This is a genomic window from Nitratidesulfovibrio sp. SRB-5 (assembly GCF_019931275.1).
Lineage (GTDB): Bacteria > Desulfobacterota > Desulfovibrionia > Desulfovibrionales > Desulfovibrionaceae > Cupidesulfovibrio.
Window position 1 is genome coordinate 1,098,206 of record NZ_JAIOTY010000001.1, and the last position, 11,402, is coordinate 1,109,607.

Here is an 11,402-nt window from a genome sequence, read left to right on the forward strand (position 1 = left end):
CGCCCGCATGCGATCTTCGTTGCGTGAAGAACAGGCCCTACTGCTTGTTCTTGATGTAGGCGATGGCGTCCTGGACCTTGAGGATCTTCTGGGCATCATCGTCGTCGATTTCGATGCCGAATTCCTCTTCCATGGCCATTATCAGTTCGGTCAGGTCGAGCGAGTCGGCGCCAAGGTCTTCCACGAAGGAGGCTTCGGGCTTCACTTCCTCGGCGGACACGCCAAGCTGATCCATGATGATCTTGCTGATCTTTTCTTCAACGGACATGGTCCCTCCAATGCTGTTTTTCTCGTTTCGGTGCCGGTCGGTGCTGCGTACGCGGCGTTCTGCACAAGCCGTTTCATCCGGGATGCCTGTTGTACGGCTGGCAACGCCTGCCTGCAAGCATTCCGTGGCGGGGATTTGCTGGCAAATCCCCGCGAGCTGTCCCTTCATTCCTATGGCGGGCAATCCTAGCAGTACATGCCGCCGTTGACGGCAATGACCTGCCCGGTGATGTAGCCCGCCTTATCGGAAGCCAGAAAGGCCACGGCATCGGCGATGTCCTGGGGCTGGCCCAGGCGCCGGAGCGGGATGGCTTCGATATATGCCGCGCGAACCTCGTCGGTGAGCTTCGCGGTCATGTCCGTTTCGATGAAACCGGGTGCCACGGCGTTGACCGTGACGTTGCGTCCGGCAAGTTCCTTGGCGGCAGACTTGGTCATGCCGATCAGGCCCGCCTTGGCGGCGGAATAGTTGACCTGCCCGGCATTGCCCATCTGCCCCACCACCGAGGTGATGTTGACGATGCGGCCCTTGCGCTGCCTGGTCATCAGCTTGGCGGCCTCGCGCAGGCAGGTGAACGCGCCGGAAAGGTTGACGTCCAGCACGCGGTCGAAGTCGTCGTCCTTCATGCGCAGGATAAGCCCGTCCTTGGTGATGCCCGCGTTGTTCACGAGCACGTCCAGGGTGACCTTTTCCCGGATTTCTTCCTGAAAGAACGCGGCCACGGCGGCGGCGTCGGAAACGTCCAGCCGGAAGGCCCGCGCCGAACCGCCCGCGGCGTTGATGCCCGCGGCCACGGCTTCGGCTTCCTCGGGCTTGCTCACGTAGGTAAGGTAGACCTGAAAGCCCTCGCGGGCCAGGGTTTCCGCCACGGCCTTGCCGATGCCCCGGGAGCCCCCGGTGACCAGCGCGGTGGAAGTGAGTTCGCTCATTCGGCCTTTCTCATGTTGCGGGTTGCAAAGGGCACCGCCTTATACCGCAAAGACAGTGCGACTTCAATTGGCCCGTTTCGGGGTGCCCTGAGGGGCGGTTCTGACTCTCTTCAGGAGTCCCACAGTCCTTGCGCCTAGAAATGCAGCAGGGCGGCACCCCAGGTAAACCCACCCCCGAACGTGGCCAGCAGCACGCGCATGCCGGGGCGCAGCACGCCCTTGGCCCGCGCGTCGGCAATGGCCAGCGGCACGGACGCCGCAGAGGTGTTGCCGAACTCGTGCAGGTTCACGAACACGCGCCCGGCGGGCACGCCCAGGCGATCGCCCACGGCCTCTATGATGCGCAGGTTGGCCTGGTGCGGGATGACCAGAGCCACGTCGTCGATGGTCAGGCCGTTGCGGGCCAGCACGTCCTGGCTGATGGCGGCCATGTTGCGCACGGCGTGCTTGAACACGTCGCGGCCATTCATCTGCACGAAGAAGTCTTCGCCCACCGGGTCGCCCTTGGCGTAGGGGGTGTGGGTGCCGCCGCCGATGGTCAGCAGGCCGCCCAGGTTGCCGTCCGACGCGCAGAGCACGTCTTCCAGCAGGGCGCCTTCGCCTTCGGCGGTAATCACCGACGCGCCCGCACCGTCGCCGAACAGCACGCAGGTGGTGCGGTCGGCCCAGTTCAGGCGGCGGGTCAGCGCCTCGGTGGCGGTCAGCAGCACGCGGGCCTCGGGCTGGGCGGCCACGATGGCGCGCGCCATGGACAGGCCGTACACGTAGCCCGAGCAGGCCGCGTTGAAATCGAAGGCCATGGCGCCCATGATGCCCAGCTTGGCCTCCACGAGGCAGGCGGTGTTGGGGCACAGGTAGTCGGGCGTGCAGGTGGCGTTGATGACGTGGGTGATCTCGCCCGGCTCCATGCCCGCGTCGGCCAGGGCCATACGGGCGGCTTCCGTCGCGGCGTCGGAGGCGTTCTGGCCTTCGGCCAGGCGGTGGCGCTGCCGGATGCCGGTACGGGTGGTGATCCACTCGTCGGTGGTCTCCACGAATTTCTCAAGGTCGAAGTTGGTCAGCACGTCCACGGGGGTGTACGCACCAAACCCCCTGACCCGGCAGGCAATATCGCGCGATGCTGTCATGTGGCTGATTCCGGTCGGCGCGCGGGGCGCCGCAGGTGCAGGGTGGGGGGTGCCAAGGCCTTTCATGGTCAGGAACGCCTGCGGAAAACGTTCCTGCGGTGGGGGCGAAACCGTGTTTCGCCGCCCGGCACCGGGGAACGTTTCTGGAGGCGCCCTATTTGATGGCCTTGCCGTAGCGGGTGAGCTCCTCGTTGGCGCTGATGGCCTTGACGAGGCGTTCGTTGGTCTTCTTTTCCACGAAGGTGGCGGCCAGCTTCACGGCGTTGCATACGGCCTTGGAGTTGGACTTGCCGTGACAGACGAAGGCGATGCCCTGCAAGCCGAGCAGGGGGGCGCCGCCGTATTCGGCATAGTCCACGAACTGGGCAAAGCGGCGGAAGGCGGATTTGGCGAGCAGGGTGCCGATCTTGGGCAACAGGCCGGAGAGCAGTTCGCGCTTCAGCACGCGACCCAGCGAAGTGCTGAGCCCTTCGCTCAACTTCAGCGCCACGTTGCCCACAAAGCCGTCGCAGACCACCACGTCCACGTCGCCGCTGAAAATGTCGCGGCCTTCCACGTTGCCCACGAAGTTGATGCCGTTATGAGCCAGCTTGAACAGTTCGTAGGCTTCCTTGACCTGGGTGTTGCCCTTGCCTTCTTCTTCGCCGATGCTCAGAAGGCCGATGCGCGGCGACTCGCACGACAAGAGGTCGCGCGCGAAGGCGTCGGCCATGAGGCCGAACTGGAACAGGTGGTGCGGCTTGCAGTCCACGTTGGCCCCCACGTCCAGCAGGACGATGGGGTTCTTTTCCGTGGGCATGATGGTGGCAAGCGCGGGCCGGTCCACGCCGGGAATGCGGCCCATGATGAACATGCCGCAGGCCACGGTGGCGCCGGAATGCCCGGCGCTGACGATGCCGTGGGCCTGGCCGTCTCGCACCAGGCGGCAGGCCACCTGGATGGAGGCATCCTTGCGGCGGCGCAGGATGTCCGAAGGCTTTTCGTCCATGCCCGCGACTTCGCTGGCGTGGACAACGTCATAGGCGACGCCGTCAAGGGGAATCCTGGCCAGTTCGGCCTGCACCTTCGCCTGGTCGCCGACCAGCAGAAGGGCGATTCCCTTGTCGCGCGCCGCCTCGATCGCGCCGGGGACCACCACGGAGGGGCCGAAATCCCCCCCCATGGCATCCACGGCGATGATGGTCGCGTTATTCATTAGGCTGAGCGACCACCTGACGGCCCTTGTAGGTGCCGCAGCTCGGGCAGGCGCGATGCGGAACGGTGGGCTCGCCGCAGGCGCAGTACACGATGGTGGGGACGGCCACGCGATCGTGCGAACGGCGCATACCCTTCTTGGACTTGGACTTCTTGTTCTGCTGAACGGCCATGGCGTTCCTCTCCTGGATGTCCCGCCGAGGGCGGCGGGGGTTGTGCTACTTCTTTTCTATGGTAAGGCCGCGCAGGGCGGCAAGCCTGGGGTCGCCATCTTCGCTCTTGCAGGAGCAGGCGGCAACATTCAGGTTGCTTCCGCACGACGGGCACAGGCCCTTGCAGCCGGTGGAGCACAGCGGCTTCGTCGGCAGGGCCAGCAGAAATTCTTCCCACAGCAGGCCGGACAGGCTTATTTCAACGCCCTGCCCGGAAGGGGATAGGCGGATGACGGCAGCGTCCACATCCTCGAAATCGTCGTCCGTTTCAGGCTCTGCCGGGGCCGCCTTGCCGTGCTTGCGCTGGTCGTCCTGCGCATGGGGCTGGGCGGACTGCTGGGCCGGAAACGGCTCGAAGCTGTCGAAGGACTGGTCGATGGCCATCTCCGCCGGTTCCGCGCAGCGGTCGCACGGCGCGCTGATGCGCCCCGTGAGCCTGCCGCGCACAAGGCAGCCGTCGTCCTGCGGCAGCAGGAATACCGAGCCGCGCAGCGGTTCGATGATGGTGAACGGCAGTGAAAACTCGGCGATGGGACCCTGCCAGACAGACTGGTCGTCAACCTCGTACTCGCCGCCGCCCGCCGGAATGTCCTTGAGCGGAATCCAAATCTGGTGCATGGCTACCTCGCGAGCAGCGATTACTACATGCGAACCCTTCGGGCTGTCAAGAAAGGGGTTGCGTTTTTCAGGGCGGCGGTATAAGACTCCCATCTCTCGCGGCGGCAAACATCCAGAATGCGTCCGGAACGTGCCCGGCACATCGGTCGACGCCCGCCCCGCGCGGCGCCCCGGCGGCAGAACGCCACCGGCGGCACACCAGAACGACCACGCGAACTTTGCACATATACGGAGGAAAGTCATGTCCAAGCAGTGCGATGTGTGCGGCAAGAAGGCCCAGGTCGGCCACCATGTGAGCCACTCGAACATCAAGACCAAGCGTCGGTTCGAGCCGAACCTGCAGAGCGTCCGCCACCAGTACCCCAACGGCGAAGTGAAGACCCTCAGCGTCTGCACCCGTTGCCTGCGCTCCGGCGCTGTGGTGAAGCCCGCCGTCCGCAAGGTCGCCTAAGGCTTTCCGATCCGAGCGTTCAAAAGCCCCGGTGGTTTCCGCCGGGGCTTTTTGGCGTTGTTGTTCCGGGCGCGGCGTCACGCAAATGTCGCCGCCCATCCTGCGCGGGGTGCTTTCCGCCGGTGGCGGTGCGGGGTAGGGTAGGCCATGTCCTGGACGCTTCCCGCCCTGCTGGCGGCCGTGCTGGCCGCGCTGGACGCCACCCTGCTGCGCCGCCTTGCCGGTGACCTGCCCCCGGCCCGCATGGTGGCCTATCCGGTATTCTGGAGCCTGCCGCCGTTTCTGGCGCTGCTGGCCGCGCGCGGCGTGCCCGACCTGCCCGCGCCGTTCTGGCTGGCCACCCTTGCCGCCGTGCCGGTGAACATGGCCGGGCACCTGCTCACGGCGTGGGCGGTGCGCCTGGCGCCCGTGTCGCGCACGGTGCCCTACCTGTGCTTTTCGCCTGTTTTCGTGGTGGCGCACGAATACCTGCTGCTGGGGGTTGCCCCGCGCCCGGCGGGCCTGGCCGGGGTGCTGCTGGTGGTGGCGGGCAGCTGGGTGCTGAACGCGGGCGGGGCGGAAACCCATGATCCGGGGCATGACGAAGATGGCGACAGCGGCGTCATGACCCGGCTGCTGCGCCCCTTCCGTACCCTGATGGCAGAGCCCGGCGCGCGGATCATGCTGGGGGTGGCCCTGCTGTGGGGGCTGGGCAGCGTGCTGAACCGCCAGATGGTGTTGTACGCCACGCCTGCCGTGGCGGGCGGGGTGTTCTTCGCCATCTACGGCCCGGCCATGCTGGCGGCGCTGATGGTGTTCGGCGGGGTGCGCCCGCGCATGCTCGTGGACAGGCCGTTGCGGGGCGCGGCCATGGGCGCGGTGCTGTTTCTGGCCGCGTACGCGCACTTTACGGCCATGAGCCTGACCACGGCCGCCAACATGATCGCGGTGAAGCGGCTGGACGGGGTGTTTGCCGTGCTCTTCGACCGGCTGTCCGAAAGATGGAGCAGCGCCCGCCGGGGACGTACGACTGGTTCGGCTGGACTGCCCGGTCCTGTTGGTGCGGCCAGTTCTCCCGGTTCCCCTAGTTTACGCAGTTCGCCCAATTCGTCCAGTTCGCTCTGTCGGGCTGATTCGGGCACTGGGGGGCGCCCCTCCCGCGACGGCAGATTGCCCGGTGCGGCGCTGATGGCCGCCGGAGCCGCCCTTGTGGTGCTGGCGGCCTGACGGCGACACCTTCCGGTGCCGCAAGCCCCTGCGGCAGGGGCCACACGGCACAGATGCAATGCCTCCCTGACGCGGCGTCCCCATTCCCCGCATTTTTCCGGCGGGATACGTCTTGCCGCCCGGCCCTTCCGTGACTATCTTCACAGAATAGGCATACGCGGCATGCGCGGCCACGGGCAATCGGGCCGCAGTGGCCGCAACGTCGCGGCCATGCCGTTGCGCGCCGCCTCTTCGTCCCCGTTTCCCGCGCCTTCCATGCCCGGTGGCGACACCACGGGCATCCCCCGCGTACCCGGCGCACCGTTCCCACCGCAACCATCCCGGAGCCCCCATGCCCCGTCTTGGTCTTGTCCTTTTGCTGGTTCCCTTTCTGGAGTTCTACGTGCTGGTGGAGGTGGGCGCGCGCATCGGGGCGTTCAACGCCGTGTTGCTGGTCATCCTGTTCGCCATGGTCGGGGTGTGGCTGGCCCGTACCCAGGGCATGGGCACGCTGGCGCGCATCCAGCAAAACCTGGCCCAGGGCGTGCTGCCCGCCGACGAGATGCTGGACGGGCTGTTCCTGCTGCTGGCTGGCCTGCTGATGGTCTTTCCCGGCTTCGTGTCCGACGTGTTCGGGATTCTCCTGCTGCTGCCCCCGGTACGCAGGCTGGCCGCGCATCTGCTGCGGCGGCACATGAACGCCACCATTCAGGCGGAAGGCCGCGCGGGCGGGTCGTCGGTGCACGTGCGCACCTGGTATTTCGGCCCCGGCGGGGCGCGGCACACAGAAACCTTCGGTGGCGGCGGGCCCATGTTCGGCCCTAATGCAGATGGCCCAAATGGCCCAAATGGCCCAAATGGCCCGGATGTGCTGGACGGGCTTGCTGGCCCCGATGGGTCCGGCGGCAGCGGCCCCCACCCCTATGGCCCGGACCATGGGGGGGGCGCGGGCAGCGGCCATAACGCGCGGCAGGAGCCCCGCCGCACCGTGGTCATCGACTGCGAACCGGTGGAGCCTTCCGGTCCGGCGGAGCCCTCCGGTCCGGTGGGGCCCTCCGGTCCGGCCAATGGCCTCGGCAAGCCGGGCAAGGCTGGCGGCCCGTCCGGTGATATTTCGGATGGGGCATCCGGTGATTTTTCGGATGGAGCATCCGGCGGTTCGGGCGCGCGCTAGCGCATCCGGCTCCGGTCCCTCCCATTCACGGTTGCCGCATCGTCCATGGCACCCCCCAACGGATCAGACCGCTTCCGCCGCCCCCGGCAGGTGCGCTCCGGCGGCGCTTCGGCCCTGGCCGGGCGTTCCGCCATGGCCTCCGGGCTGGGCGCGCGGCCTGAACACGTGGCGGCGGCCCTGCGCCGCAGGCCCGTGCTGCCCCCGGGCTGGCGCGACCTGACCGTACCCGTTCCCCCGGCACAAAACGCGGCGCTGCCCGCGCCGTTGCCGCAGCTGCCCTCGTGTACCGCGCAGTGCCTGCCGCGCTGGCGACTGGTGCTCGAGGCGCGCAACATTCCGTTCATGGCCGTGCGACGGGGCGAGCGCCAGCACTTCTTCGTGCCCGCGCTGTACGAGCGGCTGGCCCGGCAGGAATTGCTGGCTGCCGAGGGCGAGGACGCCGCCGCCCGTGCCCGCCCGCCCGCTCCGCCCCCCGCCCCACTGCGCGCCAACGTGCACCTGACCCTGCTGGGCCTGCTGCTGCTGGCCCTGTGGCACGGGGTGCGCATGGGCTGGTGGTGGGACATGCATCTGCCCCTGCCCGACCTGGACCCCGACGTATGGCGCGATGCCGGGGCCATGGACGTCTATTACACCGTGGCGCGCGGGCAGTGGTACCGGGTGGTCACGGCGCTGACCCTGCACGCCGACAGCCCGCACCTGTTCGGCAACATCCTGTTCGGCAGTTTTTTTCTGATTCCCCTGTGCCGCCGCGTGGGCAGCGGCCCCGGATGGCTGCTGACCATTCTGGCGGGCGCTGGCGGCAACGTGCTGAACGCGCTGGCGCGCCCGGCCTCGCACGTCAGCCTGGGCTTTTCCACGGCGCTGTTCGGCGCGGTGGGCGTGCTGTCCGGGCTGCTGGCGGTGGAGGGCGGCTGGAGCGGCTGGCGGCGCATGGTGGTGCCGCTGGCCGCGGGGCTGGCCATTCTGGGCATGCTGGGCAGCGAGGGGGAACGCACCGACCTTGGCGCGCACCTGTTCGGCCTGGTGGCGGGTGTGGCGGTGGGCATGGCGGCGCAGGGGCTGCGTGAATGGCTCGGTCCGCCGCCCCGCTGGCTGGAATGGCTGGCGGGCACTGCCTGCGCTGCGTTGCTGGCCGGATGCTGGATGCTGGCGCTGCGGTAACCTGTCCGCCTGACGGGGCAGGATGGGGGGTGGCGGTGCGCCTTGCCACCAGAACAGGACATTCCCGCAACGCAAGACTGCCGTGGAGTCGCCTCCACGGCAGTCTTGCGTTGTTCTCTTGTCGGCGTTCGGCGTGTTCCGGCTATTGGGCCTGCGCCGTGGACGGGGCGGTCGGGGTGTCCGTGGCGCCCACGCCGGGCGGCGGCGGGGGCGGGGTGGGCACCGGCACGGGCTGGGGCGTTGCCGGGGCGTTGTCCTGCGGCTGCGGGCCGGGCAGGGGCACCGCGGGGGCCTCCGGCGTTGCGGGATGCTGACCCGGCTGCACGGGTTGGGCCGGCTGGGCAGGCTGAGCAGGTAGCGCGGGTTGGTGCGCGGCGGGGGCGGTACCGTTGCCCTCGGCGGGCGCGGGCTGCGGCAGGGCCGGTGCATCGGGGGCCGGGGCCTGATCGCCGGTAACGGCGGGGGCGGACCCGTCGCCGCCGGGGGCGGGCGTCGTCGTGCCGTCAGATTGGGCGGGCTGCGCGGGCTGCATGGGGCCGGAACGTTCCGCCAGCACGTACTCGCGGTCCACGATCCACTGGCGGTGCACCTCGCGCAGGTCGGCGGGCTTGTCGGCCCATTCGGCGAAGCGGTCGGCGCGCATGGCCACCACCACCTGCGGGAACACCGCCATGGCGGCGCGCAGCGAGTCCTCGTCGGAAAGTTCCTCGATGTTGGCCCCCGCGTAATAGGTGTAGGTGCCGGAGTACACCTTGTAACTCACCGGGTGGTACCCCTTGCGGATGTACTCGCCCATCAGCTCGGCCTGGGCGCGCGGGCTCATGACCGGGTCCAGCGAGGGCGCGGTGAACAGGGCGGCGGGCACGACGAGCGCGGTGACGAAGGCGGCAAGGGTCAGCAGGCCGCCTTCGGGACGGCTGCGGTCCACGGCCTTCCACAGCAGCACGGCAAACACCAGAGTGATGCCCGCCAAGATGGGCGCGCCGCGCGCGATGTCGAGCAGGGCCAGTACCTGCGGCTGGAAGCGCACGCGGACCATGTCCGGCGCCCACTGCCACAGCGATGCGGCCCCCAGGCCCAGCGCCAGCACGAACAGCACCAGGGCCGTCAGGCCGAAGTACATGCGGCTGCCGAACCCGTTCAGCCGCAGCAGGGCGCGGGCGGTGACCACGGCCAGCAGCGGGAACAGCGGCAGCAGGTAGATGACGATCTTGATGCTGACGGCGGTCAGCAGGGCGAACGAGGTGACCAGCGCCAGCCAGATGTAGGCCATGCCGTCGCCCTGGCCCTTGCGGGTGGCCAGCACGGTGCGCATGGACGCGGGGGAGAAGGCCCGGCCCCACGGCAGGAACGGCAGCACCAGGGTAAACGGCAGCCACGCGACGGGCAGGGTGGCCAGGTAGTGCCACCACGGCTGTTCGTGGTGCCAGGCGGCGGTGGCGCGGTCCACGATCTGGTGGCGCATGATGTTGCGGATGAGGTCGGCGTAGCCTTCGAACCACACCGCGCCCACCCAGGCCAGCAGGGTGGCCAGCATGATGCCGCCGCCGATGGCCACGTCCATGCGGTTCAGGCGGCGGGGCATGCCGCGCCACAGCCCGTAGGCCAGACCGGCCAGCAGCGGAAAGGCCAGGCCGAACGGCCCCTTGATCAGGGTGGCCACGGCGGCCAGGGCAAAGGCCGGGATTACCCAGCGGAAGGCCAGCGGCAGGCGCAGGCCCCGGTACATGCAGATGTGGGCCAGGGTGATGACCGCAGCGAACAGCAGGTCCATGCGGGCGTAGTGGGTCACGCCCATGAAGTACATGCCGCACAGCAGCACCAGCCCCGCCGCGAACGATTCGCGCTTGTCGCACCCGGCCACCAGGCGGGCCAGGGCATAGGTGGCCCACAGCACCAGCAGGCCGGATACGGCGGCCCCCAACTGGAAGACCATGGGCCCGTCCACGCCGGGGATGGCGTCCAGCAGGCCGAGGAACCAGAAATATACGGGCGGCTTGTCGGGGTAGGGGATGCCGTTCAGGTGCGGCACCAGCCACTGGCCGGTGGCCAGCATGGTTTCATAGACGTTGCCGTGGCGGATTTCGTCCGAAAACCACAGGGATCGCGCATCCAGGGTGAAGGCCGTCTGCGCCGCGTAGATGAGGGTGAGCGGCAACAGCGGGAACAGGGCCAGCAGGTCGTACAGGCGGGCCAGGATCCCCCTGGGCCGCGCCCCGGCCTGCGGGGGCGGACAGGAACCGGCAGGTTTGCCGTCCCCGGAACCCGTGCCGCTGGCGGCGGCGCCGGGCGGGGTCTGCGGCGTTTCCGGAGAAGCGGCGGCCTTGGATTGGGAGGCGGCGGTTTCGGTCTTCGGATCGGTCATAGGGGGGCGGTCCTGTTGGTGATGCGGTGTATGACGAAGGCGGCAAGGCTGCCCAGCAGAAGCCCCGCCAATATGTCGCTGACGTGGTGCTGCCCCAGCAGCACCCGCGAATAGCCCACGGCGGCCACATACCCGCCAAGGGCCAGAGAGAGGGCCGTGCGCTTCCAGCGCATGGCCAGCGGCGGGCAGGCCCCGGCGATTTCCGCCGTGTGGCCCGAGGGCATCGAATTATGCGGCCCGTCGAAAGAAAACGGCACCCACGGCCCCGCCACGCCGGGCCGGGTGCGCCCGACGGTGATCTTGATCACCCGCACGAGCAGGAATGAAATCAGCAGTTGCACGACCACGTAGGTCAGGACGAAGCGCACGGTGCGCGGGTCGTGGCGGCGGCGGGCCCGCCAGAACAACGCTCCGTAGACCGCGTACAGGGCCGGGTTGCCCCAGTCGGTCAGCACCTGCACGATGTTGGCCGTATCGGGGTTGGCCTGTCGCCACGCCCGCCAGTAGGCGGTCACCTCGTCCCCGGTGCCGAGGCACACGGTGGATATCGCAAGCAGCGCCAGCAGCGGCAGTGTGCACAGCAAATGGTGCGCGAGGGGGTATGGCTGACGCATCAGCGCCTTATAGGGCGAATCCGCAGTGAAGGGAAGGGTGCGGGCGTGCCACGCCGCGCGCCGACGCCGGGGTGGCACGCCCGGGCAGGCATGGCTCCGAA

The 11,402-nt window shown here is 68.6% G+C and carries 12 protein-coding genes; 4 read left to right on the top strand and 8 right to left on the bottom strand.

The window, feature by feature from the left end:
• Nucleotides 1-37 precede the first annotated feature (37 nt).
• From acpP to K6142_RS04345, 6 genes are all read right to left on the bottom strand, one after another.
• On the bottom strand, nt 38-268 hold the full coding sequence (acpP, locus tag K6142_RS04320) for an acyl carrier protein (RefSeq protein ID WP_015946716.1): 231 nt from the start codon (nt 266-268) through the stop codon (nt 38-40).
• Nucleotides 269-453: 185 nt separating this feature from the next.
• A complete protein-coding gene (gene fabG / locus K6142_RS04325) occupies nt 454-1,197 on the bottom strand; it encodes a 3-oxoacyl-[acyl-carrier-protein] reductase (protein WP_015946717.1) in 744 nt (247 codons plus the stop codon).
• Between the two features lie 134 nt (nt 1,198-1,331).
• A complete protein-coding gene (locus K6142_RS04330; RefSeq protein ID WP_190244530.1) occupies nt 1,332-2,324 on the bottom strand; it encodes a beta-ketoacyl-ACP synthase III in 993 nt (330 codons plus the stop codon).
• 154 nt (nt 2,325-2,478) lie between these two features.
• On the bottom strand, nt 2,479-3,519 hold the full coding sequence (gene plsX / locus K6142_RS04335) for a phosphate acyltransferase PlsX (protein WP_190244531.1): 1,041 nt from the start codon (nt 3,517-3,519) through the stop codon (nt 2,479-2,481).
• Entirely contained in the window at nt 3,512-3,691 is a 180-nt protein-coding gene (rpmF, locus tag K6142_RS04340; RefSeq protein WP_007527626.1) for a 50S ribosomal protein L32, read from the bottom strand. The genes plsX and rpmF overlap by 8 nt, the downstream gene beginning before the upstream one ends.
• Nucleotides 3,692-3,736: 45 nt before the next feature.
• Nucleotides 3,737-4,348 (bottom strand): YceD family protein, encoded by a 612-nt coding sequence (locus K6142_RS04345; RefSeq protein WP_190244532.1) that lies wholly within the window; start codon nt 4,346-4,348, stop codon nt 3,737-3,739.
• A gap of 241 nt (nt 4,349-4,589) precedes the next feature.
• On the opposite strand from K6142_RS04345, the gene rpmB reads away from it, so the two are divergent.
• From rpmB to K6142_RS04365, 4 genes are all read left to right on the top strand, one after another.
• Nucleotides 4,590-4,799 (top strand): 50S ribosomal protein L28, encoded by a 210-nt coding sequence (rpmB, locus tag K6142_RS04350; protein ID WP_015946721.1) that lies wholly within the window; start codon nt 4,590-4,592, stop codon nt 4,797-4,799.
• Nucleotides 4,800-4,946: 147 nt separating this feature from the next.
• Nucleotides 4,947-6,005 carry a DMT family transporter gene (locus K6142_RS04355; protein WP_190244533.1) on the top strand — a complete coding sequence of 353 codons (1,059 nt, stop codon included), beginning with the start codon at nt 4,947-4,949 and terminating at the stop codon, nt 6,003-6,005.
• 331 nt (nt 6,006-6,336) lie between these two features.
• Nucleotides 6,337-7,158 carry an FxsA family protein gene (locus tag K6142_RS04360; protein WP_190244534.1) on the top strand — a complete coding sequence of 274 codons (822 nt, stop codon included), beginning with the start codon at nt 6,337-6,339 and terminating at the stop codon, nt 7,156-7,158.
• Between the two features lie 45 nt (nt 7,159-7,203).
• Complete coding sequence (locus tag K6142_RS04365; RefSeq protein WP_223380758.1) at nt 7,204-8,322, top strand: rhomboid family intramembrane serine protease; 1,119 nt, start codon at nt 7,204-7,206, stop codon at nt 8,320-8,322.
• Nucleotides 8,323-8,464: 142 nt separating this feature from the next.
• Here the strand turns inward: K6142_RS04365 and K6142_RS04370 are convergent, their stop codons facing one another.
• Nucleotides 8,465-10,687 carry an ArnT family glycosyltransferase gene (locus tag K6142_RS04370; protein ID WP_223380759.1) on the bottom strand — a complete coding sequence of 741 codons (2,223 nt, stop codon included), beginning with the start codon at nt 10,685-10,687 and terminating at the stop codon, nt 8,465-8,467.
• Nucleotides 10,684-11,301: a phosphatase PAP2 family protein gene (locus K6142_RS04375; RefSeq protein ID WP_190245968.1), complete on the bottom strand. Its 618-nt coding sequence runs from the start codon at nt 11,299-11,301 to the stop codon at nt 10,684-10,686. The genes K6142_RS04370 and K6142_RS04375 overlap by 4 nt, the downstream gene beginning before the upstream one ends.
• Between the last annotated feature and the right edge of the window lie 101 nt (nt 11,302-11,402).